The organism is Delftia sp. JD2, from assembly GCF_001682645.1.
GTDB lineage: Bacteria > Pseudomonadota > Gammaproteobacteria > Burkholderiales > Burkholderiaceae_C > Comamonas > Comamonas acidovorans.
The window spans coordinates 1-17,597 of sequence record NZ_LFJT01000067.1 but is presented as its reverse complement, the minus strand read 5'-3'; the positions used below and the strand labels follow the sequence as shown (position 1 = coordinate 17,597).

Genomic DNA, 17,597 nt, shown 5'->3' with positions numbered 1-17,597 from the left:
ACGACAGCCCGCCGGCCTGCGGGTGGGCGAACACCCGTGACCGGCCGAGGGCTTTCTGCAAGACTGGCTGTTTCCAAAAAATCAAGGAGACAGCGATGGTCAGTCAGCTCTTTCGGCGTTCCCGGCATGCCATGGCCCTGCTGGCCCTGCTGGCGCTACAGCCCGGCTGGGTGGCGGCCCAGGCACAGGCCCCCGCAGCGCCCGCGCTGCCGCCGCCCGACAGCGTGCGCCTGGAGCAGCTGGGGCTGATGCAGGGCTTTCCTCCGGCCGCCGACAAGCGAGTGGACGTGTCCAACGGCTACCGCTATCCGCAACTGCGCTGGGTGGTGCAGCACCTGCGCGAAATCCAGCCCACGCAGAACATCCGGCGCGGCGCGGCGGCGCCCTCGGCCCTGCCCGAAGCGCCCATGGCCCTGGGCGGCCTGCGCTTTGACGACGACAAGGGCCAGCCCGTCACCGTGGACCAATGGCTGGACCGCACCTATACCGACGCCATCGTGGTGCTGCACAAGGGGCGGGTGGTCTTCGAGCGCTACCAGAACCAGATGCAGGCCAGCTCGCCGCACCTGCTGTTCTCGGTCACCAAATCGTTCACCGGCCTGATGGCCGCGCAACTGGCCCACGACGGGCGCATCGACCCCCAGGCCCTGGTCACGAAATACGTGCCCGAGCTGGAAGGCTCTGCCTGGGGCGACATGACGGTGCGCCAGGTCATGGACATGACGGGCGCCGTGCGCTTTCGCGAGGACTACACCGACCCCAAGACCGAGATCTTCGGCTACTCCTGGGCCTCGGGCATGCTGCCGCGTCCGCCCGGCTACGCGGGGCCGACCAATGTCTATGACTTCCTCAAGACGCTGCCCAAGGAAGGCACGCATGGCGAGGGCTTTGTCTACCGCACCGTGCATTCCGAGGTGCTGGGCTGGATCGTCTCGCGCGTCACCCAGCGGCGCTGGAGCGATCTCATGAGCGAGAACATCTGGCAGAAGCTGGGCATGCAGGAAGACGCCTATGTGATGGTGGACAGCACCGGCACGCCGCTGCAGGGCGCGGGCCTGAACGCCACGGCGCGTGACCTGGCGCGCGTGGGCGAGATGCTGCGCCTGGGCGGCAGCTTCAACGGCCAGAAGATCTTCGACAAGGCGGTGCTGGACGACATTGCGCGCGGCGGCGACCGCGAGCAGTTCAAGTTCCGCAGCATCCAGGCCGCGCGGCCCGGCTACAGCTACCGCAACCAGTGGTGGGTGCTGCACAACGCCGACGGCGCCTACGAGGCCGCCGGCATACACGGCCAGTTCATCCACGTGAACCCGGCCGCGCAGATGGTGGTGGTCAAGCTGTCATCGCACCCGGTGGCGGGCGCGGCCTTCACGCATGCGCTGACGCTCAAAGCCTGGGCGGCGCTGGCCGATGCGGTGCGCGACAGGTAGCAGGAACAGGTAGCAGGCAGCAAAAAAGGCAGCGTGCGCAAACACGTTGCCTTCGGCCCCGTGGGCAGGCCGGGCCGGCTTCTGATCGCCTGGCACGGCCCGCAATGGAGCGCACGCGTCAGACCTGGCGACGCCGCATCCGGGTCATGCCGAACAGGGCCAGCAGGGCCGACATGGCAATCAGGCACCACTGCGACAGGGTGGGCACCGCGGTGGTGGTGGCTGCCGCGGGCATGGCCACGACCACGGGGTCGAGGATGGCGCCGTCCTGGGCTCCGTCATCGTCGCCATCGCCGCCGTCCGTGACGGTGTAGCTGGCAGTGCCACCATTGAAGCTGGAAATCTTCACCCACTGGGCAGGCGTTGCCAGCGGCTTCCATTTCAGCAGAACGGCACCTGCGGGCACGTCTGCATGCGTCACCTGCATGGTCAGCGTGTCGCCGACGGTGCAGTCCCGGGTCTCAAACTCCAGCACGGGCCTGGGCATGTCGGGCACGGCCGTGAAGCCGGCGGGCAAGGGGCCGGGCAGGGCGCTGGTGAATGCGACATGGCGGAAGGTGCAGGTGCCATTGGGCTGGCCTTGCGTGAACTGTGTCCTGCTCGTTCCATCGGCGTGCTGTGTGAGGCCGAGAACAGTCACGGAGACGGTGCCGGTTGCGGCTGCGTAGTTCAAGGGATCGCTGCTGGCCTTGGTCCCCCGCACGACGCAGGTGCCGGTGGCCGTGCCGGTCAGCTGGTTGCCGCTGACCGTACATGGCCCGCTCAGGAGCTGGAAGGCGGGGGTGGCGTTGCCTATGCCGCCGCTCAGGGCCAGGGTGGTGGTTTCGCCCACGGCGACGGCTGTCGGCGTCGCGGTCACGGTGGCTGCCTGGGGCTCGGGGATCTTGATGGGATTGAGCGTGTAGCTGCGGTCCAGCGTATTGGCTTTGCTGTCGGTGACCCGGATCGTGAACGAGGTGCTGCCTGCGGCCGTGGGCGTGCCGCTGATCGTGCCTGTGGCGGGGTCCAGTTCAAGGCCTGCAGGCAGCGCTCCGCTTTGCAGTGCAAACGTGTAGGGTGCGCCCAGGCCGCCGGTTGCCGTCAGCGTCCGGGAGTACAGGCTGCCGACCTGGGGGCTGGGCAAGGTCGAGGGGCTGATGCTCAGGGGAATGAAGGGCTCGACGGAAACGGACTGCAGAGCCGCACCCACAATGTCGGCGGCCGAGAAAGTGATTTTCACGGTGCTGCTGTTGGTGATGGGCTCGTCCAGCGCAATGGTGGAGATGCCCACCGGTGCCGTCTTGGTGTACGTCACGGCGCCCGATGTGATGGTCAGTTGCAACGGATTGGCCGTGCTGTTGCGCATCACGAATGATTGGAAATTGATCTTTCCGGTGAGAGCCGACACCGACCAGGATGCAAAGGGATAGGCCGAGCCGCTGATTCGAAAGCTCATCCAGCCGTTGCTGTCGGTGCCGCAGCGGGTGGTGCCGCCGACCATCTGTGCGGAGAAAAAATAGTAGGGCGATGAAGGCGTCGTGTCAGTCGTGGATCTGCAGTTGCCGTTGACATCCAGATCGGGTTTGAAGCCGAGGGATTCGTAGGCGAAGGCATTGCCCAGCGACAGGGCTGCGGCGCCGACGAGCAGCGCTTTGGTGATGGGTCCAGGGAGCATGGGGAACGGGGGTGGAGACAGGGCGCGCTGAGTGTCCTCTCCCGTTGGCCGGCGAATCTGAGCAATTCTGAGAATTGGCTTTCAATAGCGAAGGCCGTCGCGTTTTCTGTGTGCGGGCCAGCCATGAAAAAAGCCCATGCAGCAGGCTGCATGGGCTTTCGTCAGGGATGGGGAGCGTTGATGCTCAGATCACGCCCTGGGCCAGCATGGCGTCGGCCACCTTGACGAAGCCGGCGATGTTGGCGCCGTCGATGTAGCTGACCGTGCCGTCCTCGCGCTTGCCGTACTTCAGGCAGGCGGCGTGGATGCCTTGCATGATCTGCAGCAGGCGGGCATCGACTTCCTCGGCGGGCCAGGACAGGCGGGCCGCGTTCTGGCTCATCTCCAGGCCCGAGGTGGCCACGCCACCGGCGTTGCTGGCCTTGCCCGGTGCGTACAGCACGCCGGCCTTCTCGAAGGCCTTGGCGGCTTCGATGGTCGAGGGCATGTTGGCGCCTTCGGCCACGCAGACCACGCCGTTGGCGATCAGCACCTTGGCGTCTTCCTCGGTCAGTTCGTTCTGCGTGGCGCAGGGCAGGGCCACGTCCACCTTCAGGTGCCACGGCGTCTTGCCGCGCAGGAACTCTGCGCCCACCAGCTTGGCGTACTCGTCCACGCGGCCGTAGCGGTGGTTCTTCACGTCCATGAGGATGGCCAGCTTCTCGGTGGTGAAGCCGTCCTGGTCATACACGGTGCCCGAGGAGTCGGAGACCGACACCACCTTGGCGCCCAGTTGCAGGGCCTTCTCCACGGCGTACTGGGCCACGTTGCCCGAACCCGAGACGGAGACGGTCTTGCCTGCGAAGGACTGGCCGCGCGTGGCCAGCATTTCCTGGGCGAAGTAGACGGTGCCGTAGCCGGTGGCTTCGGGGCGGATCAGCGAGCCGCCGAAGGACAGGCCCTTGCCCGTGAACACGCTGGCGGCGCTGTTGGACAGCTTCTTGTACATGCCGGCCATGAAGCCCACTTCGCGGCCGCCCACGCCGATGTCGCCTGCTGGCACGTCGGTGTCCGGACCCACGTGGCGGAACAGCTCGGTGACGAAGGCCTGGCAAAAGCGCATGACTTCAGCGGGGCTCTTGCCCTTGGGATCGAAGTCCGAGCCGCCCTTGCCGCCGCCCATGGGCAGCGTGGTCAGCGCGTTCTTGAAGGTCTGCTCGAAGGCCAGGAACTTGAGCACGGACAGCGTGACCGAGGGGTGGAAACGCAGGCCGCCCTTGTAGGGGCCGATGGCCATGCTGTGCTGGATGCGGAAGCCGCGGTTGACCTGCACATGGCCCTTGTCGTCGGTCCAGCTCACGCGGAACATGACCACGCGCTCGGGCTCGACCAGACGCTCCAGCAGGCCGAGTTCGGCGTACTTGGGGTTCTTCTCGATGAAGGGCCAGAGGCTTTCCATCACTTCGGTGACGGCTTGCAGGAATTCGGGCTGGCCGGGGTTGCGTTGCGCCACTTCTTCAAGGAATTGGCCGACGGACTCGTACTTCATGGAAAAACCTCTGACTAAAAAACGGCTGCGGGAAGGGGTGAGTGCAAACCAAAATTATGCCAAAAAGTTATGCCGTCATGCATCGTTTTGGTGAACGGTGCCCGTGCTTGGTGCTTGAATGCCGTTTTTCGGTGCATTTCCAGAGAGGTGCCGACGGTATTTGGTGCATGGGCAGGGCCTGCGTGCCGCAGTGAGCGGGCAGGCCGCGGCCTGGATCAGCCGTATCCGGTGGCGTGCATGGTCATGGCGAATGGGAATGGCTGGCGCCATGCCAGCTGACATGAAGAGTGGCTAGGAAGGCCTTGCAGCCGGACGGGGCTTGGGCCCGCCCGGCCATCCCATCGACGGCCTTTCAGCTGCGCTGCAGCTGGGGATGGCGCGCGAACAGGTCGGCGGCCCAGTCCACGAAGGCCCGCACCTTGGCGCTGAGGTGGCGGTTGGGCGGATAGACCACGTGAATGGGCAGCGGCGGCTGGGTCCACTCGGGCAGGACCTCGACCAGTTCACCGCTGTCGATCAGCGGCTGGGCAAAGGCCGTGACCAGCTGCGCGATGCCAAAGCCCGCCAGCACGGCGGCCGTGTAGGCATTGCTGTCGTTGGCCGCGATGCGGTAGTTGCCCGCCACCTCGATGGATTCATCGCCCCGCTGGAATTCCAGCGGGTACATGCGCCGCGTATGGCCCGAGAAGAAGGCGACGATCTGGTGCTTCGTATCCAGCTCGGAAGGGTGCTGGGGCACGCCGTGGCGTGCCAGGTAGGCGGGCGAGGCCACGGTGATCCAGTTCATGGAGCCGATGCGCCGCGCCACCAGAGATTGGTCGCTGAGCTCGCCCCCGCGGATCACGCAGTCCACGTTGTCGCTGATCAGGTCCACCAGGCGGTCGCCCACGCCCAGGTCGATCTGTATGTCGGGGTAGCGTTCGCAGAATTCGGTCAGCGCCGGAATGATGATCAGCCGGGCCATGGAGCTGCCCACGTCCAGCCGCAGTCGCCCGCTGGGCGCGGTCTGGGTGTTGACCATGCTGGCTTCGAGATCGTCGAAGTCATTGAGCAGGCGTGCCGCGCGTTCGTAGTAGGCCGCGCCATCGGGCGTGACGGTGACGCGCCGCGTCGTGCGGTTGAGCAGCTTGACGCGCACGCGCGCCTCCAGCGCCTGTATCTGTTTGGTGACCGTGCCCTTGGGCAGGTCGAGCGAATCGGCGGCGCGGGTGAAGTTGCCGGCTTCCACCACGCGAACGAAGACACGCATGGCCTGGATCTGGTCCATGGAAAGTTGCTCCTGCAGCGCCCGGCAAGGGAATGCCGGCTCGGCGGAATTCTCACATGCGCGGTATCGGGCGATTGTTCGTGAAACGGAAACAGAGCGATGGCTGCGTTGCTATTTCAGACATGGCCGGCGCCGCCTATATTCCAACCATCGACCATTGCCGCAGGTTCGCGCCATGTCCACTTCCCCGTCGCTTCCGAACGGCCCCGCCGCCGGGGCGCAGATTGCCGAAACAGAATTCTCCATCGAGCTGCCCGAGCACGGCACCGTGGCTGCGCGCGCCTATGGCCAGCGCAGGCCCGGCACGGTCTCGCCGCTGGTGCTGCATTTCCATGGCGGCACCTTTGTCTGCGGCACGCTGGACAACGGGCGCTACATCGGCCGGCTGCTGGCCGAGGCGGGCGCCGTCGTGGTGTCGCTGGCCTACCCGCTGGCGCCCGAGCATCCGTTTCCCCAGCCCATCGAGGTGGGCTACGCCGTGCTGCAGTGGCTGTACAAGCACCGCGTGAAGATGGCGGGCAAGGGCGCGCCGCTGTTCCTCGCGGGTGAAGAAGCCGGCGGCAACCTGGCCGCCGCCGTGGCCGTGATCTCGCGCGACCGGGGCCATCCGCCGCTGGCGGGCCAGATCCTGGTGTCGCCCATGCTCGATCCCTGCACCGGCACCGCCTCGCAGCGCGAGGCCACGCCCGAGGCCGGCGAATGCCGCTGGGCCACGGGGTGGCGCGAGTACCTGAGCTGCCCCAAGGACGCCATGCATCCCTATGCCGTGCCCGGCAGCTCGCTGCGCCTGGCCCAGCTGCCGCCGGCCCTGGTGCTGGTGGGTGGTGACGACCCGCTGCGCGACGAGGCCCAGGCCTATGCGGCCCGCCTGCGCGCGGCCGGGGTGACAGCCAGCAGCCATGTGCTGCCCAGCGCGTCGAACTGGCCGCAGGCCCTGTCCGAGGCCGAGGCCTGTACGGCCTGCAGCGCCGCCGTGTCCCAGCATGTGCATGACTTCTTCGAGGCCACCATGAACAAGCCCGCAGCACCGGGCTAGGCCCCGCGCCGCCGCAGCCGGCGACACCTGCTGCCCCGTTTTCCCCTTCCGCCTTCCCGGCGCGTTCAGGCGCCGGGCGGGCATCGTGTTCCCTGAATTTCGCAAAAAAACACCATGTCCACCGAATCCACCTCATCCTCTTCCTCCGTCTCCGTCCAGCGCAAGGGCTGGAGATTGCCTGCCGCCGCTGCGGCCATCCTCGCCGTCAGCGCCGGCCTGTTCGGCCTGCACGGCATCGAGGCCAAGGCCGATGACGCGCCCGCCAGCGCCCAGCCCGCCGCCACGCCCGTGTCGGTGGCCACGGTCGCCGAAAGCGAGGTCACCGCCTGGGACGAGTTCTCGGGCCGCCTTGAAGCCGTGGAGCGCGTGGACATCCGCTCGCGCGTGGCTGGCGCCGTGCAGGCCGTGCACTTTCGCGAGGGCGCGCTGGTCAAGCAGGGCGATCTGCTGATCACCATCGATCCCGCACCGTATGCGGCCGAGGTCGAGCGTGCCGAAGCCCAGGTGGCCTCGGCCCAGGCGCGCCAGTCCTATGCGCGCAGCGAGCAGGAGCGCGCACGCCGCCTGTGGGACGAGCGGGCGATTGCCCAGCGCGAGCTGGACGAGCGCATCAACGCGGGCAGCGAGGCCGAGGCCAATCTGCGCGCGGCCCAGGCGTCCCTGCAATCGGCGCGGCTGAACCTGGGCTACACCCAGGTGCGCGCCCCCGTGTCGGGCCGCATCGGCAAGCGCGAGATCACCGTGGGCAACCTGGTGGCCGCAGGCCCGGGCGCGCCGGTGCTGACCACGCTGGTCTCGGTCAGCCCCATCTATGCAAGCTTCGATGCCGATGAGCAGGTCATCACGCGCGCGCTCAAGGAGCTCGGCGGCGGCGCGGGCAACCGCGCCAAGATCGACAGCATTCCCGTGCAGATGGGCACGGCCACGGCCGGCAGCACGCCCTTCGAGGGCCGGCTGCAGCTGATCGACAACCAGGTCGATGCCCGAAGCGGCACGGTGCGCGTGCGCGCCGCCTTCGACAACAAGGATGGCGCCCTCATGCCCGGCCAGTTCGCCCGCATCCGCATGGGCCAGGCGCGCGACAGCAGCATGCTGCTGGTCAGCGAGCGCGCCATCGGCACGGACCAGAGCAAGAAGTACGTGATGGTGGTGGGCGGCGACAACAAGGCCGTGTACCGCGAGGTGGCCCTGGGCGCCTCGGTCAACGGCCTGCGCAACGTGACCCAGGGCCTGCAGCCCGGCGAGCGCGTGGTCGTCAACGGCCTGCAGCACATCCGCCCCGGCGCCTTGGTCGCGCCCAAGGAGGTGTCCATGGATGCGCGGGCCGATGCCCGCCAGCCGGGCACCCGGCAGGCAGCCGAACAAGTGGCTGACGCAACCAAGTCCTGATCTAGCCGCACACCTTTCCTGCCTCTGAAATGCCGCCTGACCGCAGGCGGCATGGGCCGCGCTTTGCCGTGGCGGAGCCAAACACCATGAACCTATCCAAATTCTTCATTGACCGGCCGATTTTCGCAGGCGTGCTTTCGCTGCTGATGCTGATCGCCGGCCTGATCGCCATGGGCGGGCTGCCGATCTCGGAATACCCCGAGGTCGCGCCGCCGTCCGTGGTGGTGCGCGCCCAGTACCCGGGCGCCAATCCCAAGGTGATCGCCGAGACCGTGGCCACGCCGCTGGAAGAGCAGATCAACGGCGTCGAAGGCATGCTCTACATGGGCAGCCAGGCCACCAGCGACGGCGTGATGACGCTGACCGTCACCTTCCGCCTGGGCACCGACCCCGACAAGGCGCAGCAGATGGTGCAAAACCGCGTCTCGCAGGCCGAGCCGCGCCTGCCGGAAGAGGTGCGCCGCCTGGGCATCACCACGGTCAAGAGCGCACCCGACCTGACCATGGTGGTGCACCTGGTCTCGCCCAACCAGCGCTATGACATCAACTACCTGCGCAACTACGCGGTGCTGAACGTGAAGGACCCGCTGGCGCGCATCGAGGGCGTGGGCCAGATCCAGATCTTCGGCGGCGGCGACTACGCCATGCGCGTGTGGCTGGACCCGCAGAAGGTGGCGCAGCGCGGCCTGTCGGCCAGCGATGTGGTGGCTGCCATCCGCGGCCAGAACGTGCAGGCTGCGGCCGGCGTGGTCGGCGCCTCGCCGGGGCTGCCGGGCGTGGACATGCAACTGTCCATCAACGCCCAGGGCCGCCTGCAAAGCGAGGAGGACTTCGGCGACATCATCGTCAAGAGCGGCTCCGACGGCGCCGTGACCCGCCTGCGCGACATCGGCCGCCTGGAGATGGGCGCGGCCGACTATTCGCTGCGCTCGCTGCTGAACAACGACCCGGCCGTGGGCATGGGCGTGTTCCAGGCGCCGGGCTCCAATGCGCTGGAGATCTCGGCCAACGTGCGCAAGACCATGGAGGCCCTGAACAAGAACATGCCCGAGGGCCTGGAGTACCGCATCGCCTACGACCCCACGCAGTTCGTGCGCGCCTCCATCGAATCGGTGGTGCACACGCTGCTGGAGGCCATCGTGCTCGTGGTGCTGGTGGTGATCCTGTTCCTGCAGACCTGGCGTGCCTCCATCATCCCGCTGCTGGCCGTGCCGGTGTCGGTGATCGGCACCTTCGCCGTGCTGCATCTGCTGGGCTTTTCCATCAACGCGCTGAGCCTGTTCGGCCTGGTGCTGGCCATCGGCATCGTGGTGGATGACGCCATCGTCGTGGTCGAGAACGTGGAGCGCAACATCGAGGCCGGTCTCACGCCGCGCAACGCCACCTATCGCGCCATGCGCGAGGTCTCGGGCCCCATCATCGCCATCGCCCTGGTGCTGGTGGCGGTGTTCGTGCCGCTGGCCTTCATCAGCGGCCTCACGGGCCAGTTCTACAAGCAGTTCGCGGTGACCATCGCCATCTCCACGGTGATCTCGGCCATCAACTCGCTGACGCTGTCGCCCGCGCTGGCGGCCCTGCTGCTGCGCGGCCACGATGCGCCCAAGGACGCGCTGACGCGCGGCATGGACCGGGCCTTCGGCTGGCTGTTCCGCGGCTTCAACCGCATGTTCCACCGGGGCTCCGAGGCCTACAGCGGCGGCGTGGGCCGCGTGATCTCGCGCAAGGCGCTGATGCTGGCCATCTACCTGGCGCTGATCGCCGTGACCTTCGGCCTGTTCAAGGCCGTGCCTTCGGGCTTCGTGCCCGCGCAGGACAAGCAGTACCTGATCGGCTTTGCACAACTGCCCGACGGTGCCACGCTGGACCGCACGGACGAGGTGATCCGCCGCATGGGCGAGATCATGAAGGACAACCCCAACGTGGAGGACACCATCGCCTTCCCGGGCCTGTCCATCAACGGCTTCACCAACAGCTCCAACTCGGGCATCGTCTTCGCCACGCTCAAGCCCTTCGACGAGCGCAAGCGCGCCGACCAGAGCGGCGGCGCCGTGGCCGGCCAGCTCAACCAGGCCTTCGCAGGCATCCAGGACGCCTTCATCGTCATGTTCCCGCCGCCACCCGTGGCGGGCCTGGGCACGACGGGCGGCTTCAAGCTGCAGCTGGAAGACCGCGCCTCCCTGGGCTATGACCAGATGGACGCGGCCGTGAAGGCCTTCATGGCCAAGGCCTACCAGACGCCCGAGCTGACCGGCATGTTCACCAGCTGGCAGGTCAACGTGCCCCAGCTGTATGCCGACATCGACCGCACCAAGGCGCGCCAGCTCGGCGTGCCGGTGACGGACATCTTCGACACCATGCAGATCTACCTGGGCAGCCTGTATGCGAACGACTTCAACAAGTTCGGCCGCACCTACAGCGTCCGCGTGCAGGCCGATGCGCCCTACCGCGCGCGTGCCGAGGACGTGGGCATGCTCAAAGTGCGCTCCAGCTCGGGCGAGATGATTCCGCTGTCGGCGCTGATGAAGGTGGACTCCAGCTTCGGCCCCGAGCGCGCCATGCGCTACAACGGCTACCTCACGGCCGACATCAACGGCGGTGCCGCACCGGGCTTCTCTTCGGGCCAGGCGCAGGATGCCATCAAGCGCATCGCGGCCGAGACCCTGCCCAAGGGAATCGACTTCGAATGGACCGACCTGACCTACCAGGAGATCCTGGCCGGCAATTCGGCGGTGATCGTGTTCCCGCTGGCCCTGCTGCTGGTCTTCCTGGTGCTGGCCGCGCAGTACGAGAGCCTGACCCTGCCGATTGCCATCATCCTGATCGTTCCCATGGGCCTGCTGGCGGCCATGACCGGCGTCTGGCTGTCGGGCGGGGACAGCAATGTCTTCACGCAGATCGGGCTCATCGTGCTGGTGGGGCTGAGTGCGAAGAACGCCATCCTGATCGTGGAGTTCGCGCGGGAGCTGGAGTTCGAGGGCCGCACGCCCATACAGGCCGCCATCGAGGCCAGCCGGCTGCGCCTGCGCCCCATCCTGATGACCTCGCTGGCCTTCGTCATGGGCGTGCTGCCCCTGGTGCTGTCCACGGGCGCGGGCTCGGAAATGCGCCGTGCCATGGGCGTGGCCGTGTTCTCGGGAATGATCGGGGTGACGGCCTTCGGCCTGTTCCTGACGCCTGTGTTCTACGTGCTGATGCGCCGCCTGGCAGGCAACCGGCCGCTCAAGCAGCATGGGCCCGAGATGGAGGAAGAGGCCCCTGCACATGCACCCGCCCACGGCCATGCCTCGGGTGGCGGCGCGCTGCCCATGCCCTCTGCTGCGCGTGGCGAGCATGAATGAGCCCACACCACAAGAACAGGAACCGATCATGAAGATCCCATCGCTTTCGAAACTGTCCAGGCGTCTGCTGCCCCTGGTGGCGGCGCTGGCCCTGGCCGGCTGCGCCAGCGTGTCCCAGAGCCTGCCCGAGATGCCGGCCGCCCCCGCCTTCAAGGAGCAGGGCGCCGCGCCGCAGGCGGGCTGGACCCAGGCCCTGCCCGCCGAAGCCCAGGCACGAGGCCAATGGTGGCTGGCCTTTGCCGACCCGGCGCTGAACGCGCTGGTGGACAAGGCCACGCTGGACAACCAGAGCATCCAGGCCGCGGCCGCACGCCTGGCCGAGGCCCGTGCCCTGGCGCGCAGCGCCAATGCCGAGCGCCTGCCCCAACTGGGCCTGGGCGCAGGGGCCACGCGCGGCGCGGGGCTGGACAAGGCCTCGGGCACGCGGCCTGCCACCCTGGTCAATGCGGGGCTGAACCTGTCGTACGAGGTCGATCTGTTCGGCCGCATTTCCCAGGCGGCCGACGCATCGAGGCTGGACGCCGAGGGCCGCGAGGCCCTGCTGCAAAGCACCCGGCTGGCCGTGCAGGCCGAGGTCGCGCAGACCTATCTGCAGCTGCGCGCACTGGACGCCGAGCGTGCCCTGATGCGCGAGACCGTGGAGGCCTACCGCGACACGCTGCGCCTGTCGGAGCGAAGGCTGCAGGCCGGCGACATTGCCGAGCTGGACGTGGCGCGCATCCAGGCCGAGCTGTCGGCTACCGAATCGGATGCGCTGGCGCTGGACCGCCAGCGCGCCCAGGTCGAGCATGCGCTGGCCGTGCTGGTGGGCGACTCGGCCTCGCGCTTCGGCCTGGGCGAAGGCGCCTGGACCACGGCGCTGCCCTCCATCCCAGCCGGCGTGCCGGCCACGGTGCTGATGCGCCGGCCCGACATCTCGGCCGCGCAGCGCGCCGTGTTCGCCGCCCAGTCGCGCGTGGGCGTGGCCAAGACAGCCTGGTTCCCCAGCATCTCGCTGACCGGCGCGGCTGGCCATGCCTCCCCCGAGGTTGGTGACCTGTTCAAGTGGTCCATGCGCTCCTGGGGCGTGGGCGCCTTGCTGTCGCTGCCGCTGTTCGACGGCGGCCGGCGCGAGGCCGGCGTGCAGGCCGCAGGCGCGCAGCTCGATGCCGCGCTGGCCGCCTACCGCCAGCAGGCGCTGGTGGCCTTCCAGGAGGTGGAGGACCAGCTGTCGTCCATCCGCATCCTGCAGGAGCAGTCCACCGTGCAGGGCCAGGCCGTGGTGGCCGCCAAGCGTGCCACCAGCCTTTCGGACACGCGCTACCGCAATGGCTACGTGAGCCAGCTGGACCTGCTGGATGCCCGCCGCAGCGAACTGCGCAACCGCCGCCAGGCGCTGCAGGTGAAGTCCGCGCAGTACCAGGCCGCCGTGGGCCTGATCCGGGCGCTGGGCGGGGGCTGGGATGTGCCGGCTGACGTGCCGGTGGCCCAGGCCGCGCTGCGCTGAGGCACCCTCAGGCCAGCACGTCAATGGAGCGGAACACGCGCTGCAGCACCGGGTCCGGGCTGTGGCGGCAGGCGTGGACCTGCTCCATGAGGTGGTGCACGAAGCGCTCGGCCACCCAGGGCAGGGGGCCGTGGCCGCGCTGGACCACGCCCACCGTGTGGGGCTCGAACTGCTCGCGCAGGGACAGCGGCACCAGGGTGCCCTGGGGCACGCCCGATTCGATCAGCGGCCAGGGGCACAACGAGAGCATGTCGCTGTGCGCGATCAGGTGCAGCAGCAGCGATGCCGAATGCACCAGGTGGATGTGGCCCACGGGCACGGGCAGGCCATGGCGCAGGAACAGGCGCCGCACCAGGTCGTCTTCTTCAGGCGGCGTGTAGTTGAGCAGCCAGTCGCAGTCCATCAGCTCGGCCAGCGAACGGGCGCCTGCCAGCGGGTGGCCGGTGCGGGCCACGACGGTGGCGTCATAGCGGAACAGCGGCGTGCCGTGCAGGTCGCCGCCCGAGGGGCCCGAAGGCACGCGGCCGATCAGCAGATCCAGCGTGCCTTCGCGCAGGCGCGGATGGGCCACGGCCGACAGGCCCTCGAACAGCTCCAGCCGCACCTGGGGCAGTTCGGCGCGGAAGGCGCGCAGCACATGGGGCAGCAGGCTCTGGCCCACCCAGGGCGTCACGCCCACGGACAGGCGCGCCACGGCGCAGGTGTCGCGCAGGCGGGCCATTTCATCCTCGGCCTGGGCCATCTGCCCGGTGATCAGTTGGGCGTGGCGCAGCAGCGTGCGCCCGGCCGGCGTGAGGACGATGCCGCTGCTCTGGCGCTCGAACAGCGCAAGGCGGTGGCCTTCCTCCAACTCGCGCAGGGCCTGGGTGATGGCCGACTGCGTGATGCCCAGCGCGCGTGACGCGGCGCGCACGCTGCCGCAGCCGGCCACGGCGACGAGGTAGCGCATCTGGTGCAGCTTCATGGCGGGACCGGCATCGGTGTGGGGCTGGGAATTCATGGGCCGATCTTGCAGGTTTCGTGCCATGTGTGCCATGCCCGTGATTGGCGCGTGCAGGTGTTCAGGGGATGACAGGCAATGCCTGGCAGGGCAGGCGCTGGTGGTCTTCCACCCGCTGCCCACGCTTCCTAGACTGCGGGCATGAACATTGACCCGCCCGTTTCCACCACGGCCGAAGCCGCCGATCCGGTGCTTGCCGGCATACGCGCCACGCAGGCCGAGATGGTGGCCCTGCGCCATCACCTGCATGCCCATCCCGAGCTGGCCTTCGAGGAGTTCGCCACCAGCGACTTGGTGGCCGAGCGCCTGGCCTCCTGGGGCTATGAAGTGCACCGGGGCCTGGGAGGCACGGGCGTGGTCGGCACGCTGCGCTGCGGTACGGGCACGCGCCGGCTGGGCCTGCGTGCCGACATGGACGCGCTGCCCATCCACGAGCAGACCGGCCTGCCCTACGCCAGCCGCCACGCGGGCCGCATGCATGCCTGCGGGCATGACGGCCACACCGCCATCCTGCTGGCCGCCGCGCGCGAGCTGGCCCAGGCGCACGGCTTCGACGGCACGCTGCACCTGATCTTCCAGCCGGCCGAGGAGGGCCTGGGCGGGGGCCGCAAGATGGTGGAGGATGGCCTGTTCGATCTGTTCCCCTGCGATGCCATCTTTGCGCTGCACAACATGCCGGGCTTTGCCGAGGGGCAGTTCGGCTTTCGCGAGGGCTCGTTCATGGCTTCGTCGGACACGGTGATCATCACCGTGCGCGGCAAGGGCGGCCATGGCTCGGCCCCGCACCTGTCGGCCGACCCGGTGGTGGCGGCGGCCCACCTGGTGCTGGCGCTGCAGACCGTGGTCTCGCGCAATGTCGATCCCCGCGACATGGCCGTGGTCAGCGTGGGCGCCATCCATGGCGGCGACGCACCGAATGTCATCCCCGGCGAGGTGGAGCTGCGCCTGTCCGTGCGCGCCTATCGGCCCGAGGTGCGTGCCCTGCTGCGCGAACGCATCACCGCGCTGGCCCATGCCCAGGCTGCCACGCTGGGGGCCGAGGCCGTGGTGGACTACCGCTGGCGCTATCCGGCCCTGGTCAACGACGCGGCCAGCACGGCCTTCGCCCGCGAGGTGGCGCGCGACTGGCTGGGCGAGCAGGCGCTGATCCCTGACCTGCAGCCACTGACGGGCAGCGAGGACTTCTCCTTCATGCTCGAACAATGCCCGGGCAGCTACCTGATCGTGGGCAACGGCGTGGGCGACACGCATGGCACGGGCGGCTGCATGGTCCACAACCCCGGCTACGACTTCAACGACCGCATCCTGCCGCTGGCAGCCACCTACTGGGTGAAGCTGGCCCGGCGTTTTCTGTCCGCCGCCTGAGGCGCCGCGCCCGCACCGGATTCCTTTCACGACTTCACCTGCGATTGCCACCATGCGCACTGCATTTCCTCTCTCCTCCGAGGCCCGCCAGGTCCTGAGCCGCCGCAGCCTCCTGGGCGCCGCCGCGCTGGGGCTGGCCCTGCCGGCTGCTGCACAGGTCGGCTTTCCTGCCAAGCCATTGAAGCTGGTCGTCGGATACCCGGCCGGTGGTTCGGTGGACCTGGCCGCCCGCGTGGTGGGCGATGCGCTGGCCGCGCAGCTGCGCGGCACGGTGGTGGTGGACAACGTGGGTGGGGCGGCGGGTGCCATTGCGGCCCAGCGCGTGGCCTCGGCACCGGCCGATGGCTACACGCTGCTGGTGGGGGCCAGCAACGAGCTGGTGGCCACGCGCGTCGTCAACCCCGCGCAGCGCTACGACGGCCGCCGCGATTTCACGCCGCTGGGCCTGGTGGCCACCGGCCCGCTGATCCTGGCCGCACGCCCGGGCCTGGGCGTGAAAAGCATGGCCCACTTGCTGGAGCTGGCGAAGCGCCAGCCCGGCAAGCTCAGCTACGGCAGCTCGGGCGTGGGGTCGACCCTGCATTTCGCGGGAGAGCTGTTCAAGCAGCGCGCCGGTGTTTCCATCACCCATGTGCCCTACCGCGGCGTGGCGCCGTTGACCAGCGACCTGGCGGGCGGCAGCCTGGACCTGGCCATGCTCTCGCCCACGGCGGCGCAACCGTTTTTGCAGAGCGGGCGCATCGTGCCGCTGGCGGTCACCAGCGCGCAGCGCCTGTCCGCCTTGCCCCAGGTTCCAGCCATGGCCGAACTGGCGCCGCTGCGCGGTTATGAATTGGTGGGCTGGTTTGCGCTGATGGCGCCGCGCGGACTGCCCGCCGCCACCGCGCAGCGCATTACGGCGGCCCTGCAGGAGGCGCTGGCCGAGCCCGCCGTGCGCAAGCGCCTGGAAGATGCCGGCATGGTGCCCGCCTCGGGCCGCGAGGACCTGGCTCGCCTGATCGCCGAGGAAGACCGCAAGTACGAGCAGCTCGCGGCCTTCGCGAACATGCGCGACTGACGGTGTAGACGGTGCTGACGGCGCTGACGGCAGCCAGGGCAGGTTCAGCGACCGCGCAGGAACAGCGCGTCCAGTTCCTTCATGCTCATCTGCCGCCAGGTGGGGCGGCCGTGGTTGCATTGGTCGGAGCGCTCGGTGACTTCCATCTGGCGCAGCAGGGCGTTCATCTCGTCCAGCGTCAGGCGGCGATTGGCGCGCACGGCGCCGTGGCAGGCCATGGTGGCCAGGATTTCATTGCGCGCGCGCTGCACCACGGTGCTGGCGTCGTGCTGGGCCAGCTCGGCCAGAACGCTGCGCGCCAGCTCCACGGCATCGCCCTGGGCCAGGGTGGCGGGCACGGCACGCACGGCCAGCGTCTTGGGCGAGAAGGGCGAGACTTCCATGCCCAGGGCCTGCAGCGTGTCGCCATGGGCCTCGGCCGTGGCCACTTCCTCGGGCGTGGCGGCGAAGGTGGCGGGAATCAGCAGCGGCTGGCTGGGGATCTGCTCTGCCGCGTTGACGGCATTCTTGAGCTGCTCGTAGACGATGCGCTCGTGCGCCGCATGCATGTCCACCACGACCATGCCCTGGGCGTTCTCGGCCAGGATGTAGACGCCGTGGATCTGGGCGACGGCGCGGCCCAGGGGCCAGATGGTTTCCTCAGCAGCGGCAGGGGTGTCCGCTGCCGGGGGCGTGAAGTTCGCAGGTGAAGGCTCGGAGAGGGTGACGGTGACGGTGACCGGCTGGGGCTGTGCAGCGGGTGCATAGCTGGCGGGTACATCGCCGGCAGGCCATTGCACGCCGGGCCTGTCCACCGGGTCTTCGGCAGCACCGGCAGTCTGCATGGCCGTCTGTGCGGGAAGCGCCACCGGGGCCGGCGCGGCTTCGCGCATGGGTGCCCACAGGCCCGCCATGTTGCTGACCTTGTGGCCGCCCTGTTCATCGCCAAAGCTCATGCGCGCCTGGGGCCAGGCGGGAGCCGCCACCTTGGGCGCGGTGGCCGGTGCGGCAGGGGCCAGCTCCGGGGTGCGGGCGGCTTCCTCGGCGGCAGCGGCGGCGGCGGCGGCC

At 68.8% G+C, this 17,597-nt stretch carries 11 protein-coding genes and 1 pseudogene; 7 read left to right on the top strand and 5 right to left on the bottom strand.

The window, feature by feature from the left end:
* Positions 1-95 precede the first annotated feature (95 nt).
* Complete coding sequence (locus ACM14_RS25605) at positions 96-1,430, top strand: serine hydrolase (protein ID WP_065347719.1); 1,335 nt, start codon at positions 96-98, stop codon at positions 1,428-1,430.
* A 118-nt stretch (positions 1,431-1,548) separates the two neighbouring features.
* Here ACM14_RS25605 and ACM14_RS25600 read toward each other — a convergent pair whose 3' ends face one another.
* The 3 genes from ACM14_RS25600 to ACM14_RS25590 form a co-directional block, all read right to left on the bottom strand.
* Complete coding sequence (locus tag ACM14_RS25600; protein ID WP_065347718.1) at positions 1,549-3,084, bottom strand: IPTL-CTERM sorting domain-containing protein; 1,536 nt, start codon at positions 3,082-3,084, stop codon at positions 1,549-1,551.
* Between the two features lie 184 nt (positions 3,085-3,268).
* Entirely contained in the window at positions 3,269-4,612 is a 1,344-nt protein-coding gene (gene gdhA / locus ACM14_RS25595) for an NADP-specific glutamate dehydrogenase (protein ID WP_013801081.1), read from the bottom strand.
* Positions 4,613-4,964: 352 nt separating this feature from the next.
* Positions 4,965-5,879: a LysR family transcriptional regulator gene (locus tag ACM14_RS25590; RefSeq protein WP_065347717.1), complete on the bottom strand. Its 915-nt coding sequence runs from the start codon at positions 5,877-5,879 to the stop codon at positions 4,965-4,967.
* A gap of 175 nt (positions 5,880-6,054) precedes the next feature.
* Here ACM14_RS25590 and ACM14_RS25585 point away from each other — a divergent pair, with 175 nt between their 5' ends.
* The 4 genes from ACM14_RS25585 (at position 6,055) to ACM14_RS25570 (ending at position 13,128) form a co-directional block, all read left to right on the top strand.
* Positions 6,055-6,915: an alpha/beta hydrolase gene (locus ACM14_RS25585; protein ID WP_043819199.1), complete on the top strand. Its 861-nt coding sequence runs from the start codon at positions 6,055-6,057 to the stop codon at positions 6,913-6,915.
* A 114-nt stretch (positions 6,916-7,029) separates the two neighbouring features.
* Complete coding sequence (locus ACM14_RS25580; protein WP_065347716.1) at positions 7,030-8,304, top strand: efflux RND transporter periplasmic adaptor subunit; 1,275 nt, start codon at positions 7,030-7,032, stop codon at positions 8,302-8,304.
* Between the two features lie 86 nt (positions 8,305-8,390).
* Positions 8,391-11,642, top strand: a complete 3,252-nt coding sequence (locus ACM14_RS25575; protein ID WP_013801083.1) for an efflux RND transporter permease subunit — start codon at positions 8,391-8,393, stop codon at positions 11,640-11,642.
* A gap of 28 nt (positions 11,643-11,670) precedes the next feature.
* Positions 11,671-13,128: an efflux transporter outer membrane subunit gene (locus ACM14_RS25570; RefSeq protein ID WP_065347715.1), complete on the top strand. Its 1,458-nt coding sequence runs from the start codon at positions 11,671-11,673 to the stop codon at positions 13,126-13,128.
* Between the two features lie 7 nt (positions 13,129-13,135).
* Here the strand turns inward: ACM14_RS25570 and ACM14_RS25565 are convergent, their stop codons facing one another.
* A complete protein-coding gene (locus ACM14_RS25565) occupies positions 13,136-14,155 on the bottom strand; it encodes a LysR family transcriptional regulator (RefSeq protein WP_065347730.1) in 1,020 nt (339 codons plus the stop codon).
* Positions 14,156-14,269: 114 nt separating this feature from the next.
* On the opposite strand from ACM14_RS25565, the gene ACM14_RS25560 reads away from it, so the two are divergent.
* On the top strand, positions 14,270-15,493 hold the full coding sequence (locus ACM14_RS25560; protein ID WP_065347714.1) for a M20 aminoacylase family protein: 1,224 nt from the start codon (positions 14,270-14,272) through the stop codon (positions 15,491-15,493).
* A 52-nt stretch (positions 15,494-15,545) separates the two neighbouring features.
* Positions 15,546-16,550 carry a tripartite tricarboxylate transporter substrate binding protein gene (locus ACM14_RS25555; RefSeq protein ID WP_065347713.1) on the top strand — a complete coding sequence of 335 codons (1,005 nt, stop codon included), beginning with the start codon at positions 15,546-15,548 and terminating at the stop codon, positions 16,548-16,550.
* Between the two features lie 44 nt (positions 16,551-16,594).
* Here ACM14_RS25555 and ACM14_RS25550 read toward each other — a convergent pair.
* A pseudogene (locus tag ACM14_RS25550) lies at positions 16,595-17,597 on the bottom strand (DNA mismatch repair endonuclease MutL); the annotation flags it as partial.

What these genes read in the sequence shown, in the direction of transcription:
- ACM14_RS25575 (WP_013801083.1), top strand. Translation starts at nt 8,391, where the DNA reads ATGAACCTATCCAAATTCTTCATTGACCGGCCGATTTTCGCAGGCGTG.
- ACM14_RS25570 (WP_065347715.1), top strand. Translation starts at nt 11,671, where the DNA reads ATGAAGATCCCATCGCTTTCGAAACTGTCCAGGCGTCTGCTGCCCCTG.
- ACM14_RS25590 (WP_065347717.1), bottom strand. Translation starts at nt 5,879, where the DNA reads ATGGACCAGATCCAGGCCATGCGTGTCTTCGTTCGCGTGGTGGAAGCC.
- ACM14_RS25560 (WP_065347714.1), top strand. Translation starts at nt 14,270, where the DNA reads ATGAACATTGACCCGCCCGTTTCCACCACGGCCGAAGCCGCCGATCCG.
- ACM14_RS25605 (WP_065347719.1), top strand. Translation starts at nt 96, where the DNA reads ATGGTCAGTCAGCTCTTTCGGCGTTCCCGGCATGCCATGGCCCTGCTG.
- ACM14_RS25565 (WP_065347730.1), bottom strand. Translation starts at nt 14,155, where the DNA reads ATGGCACGAAACCTGCAAGATCGGCCCATGAATTCCCAGCCCCACACC.
- ACM14_RS25600 (WP_065347718.1), bottom strand. Translation starts at nt 3,084, where the DNA reads ATGCTCCCTGGACCCATCACCAAAGCGCTGCTCGTCGGCGCCGCAGCC.
- ACM14_RS25555 (WP_065347713.1), top strand. Translation starts at nt 15,546, where the DNA reads ATGCGCACTGCATTTCCTCTCTCCTCCGAGGCCCGCCAGGTCCTGAGC.
- ACM14_RS25580 (WP_065347716.1), top strand. Translation starts at nt 7,030, where the DNA reads ATGTCCACCGAATCCACCTCATCCTCTTCCTCCGTCTCCGTCCAGCGC.
- ACM14_RS25585 (WP_043819199.1), top strand. Translation starts at nt 6,055, where the DNA reads ATGTCCACTTCCCCGTCGCTTCCGAACGGCCCCGCCGCCGGGGCGCAG.
- gdhA (WP_013801081.1), bottom strand. Translation starts at nt 4,612, where the DNA reads ATGAAGTACGAGTCCGTCGGCCAATTCCTTGAAGAAGTGGCGCAACGC.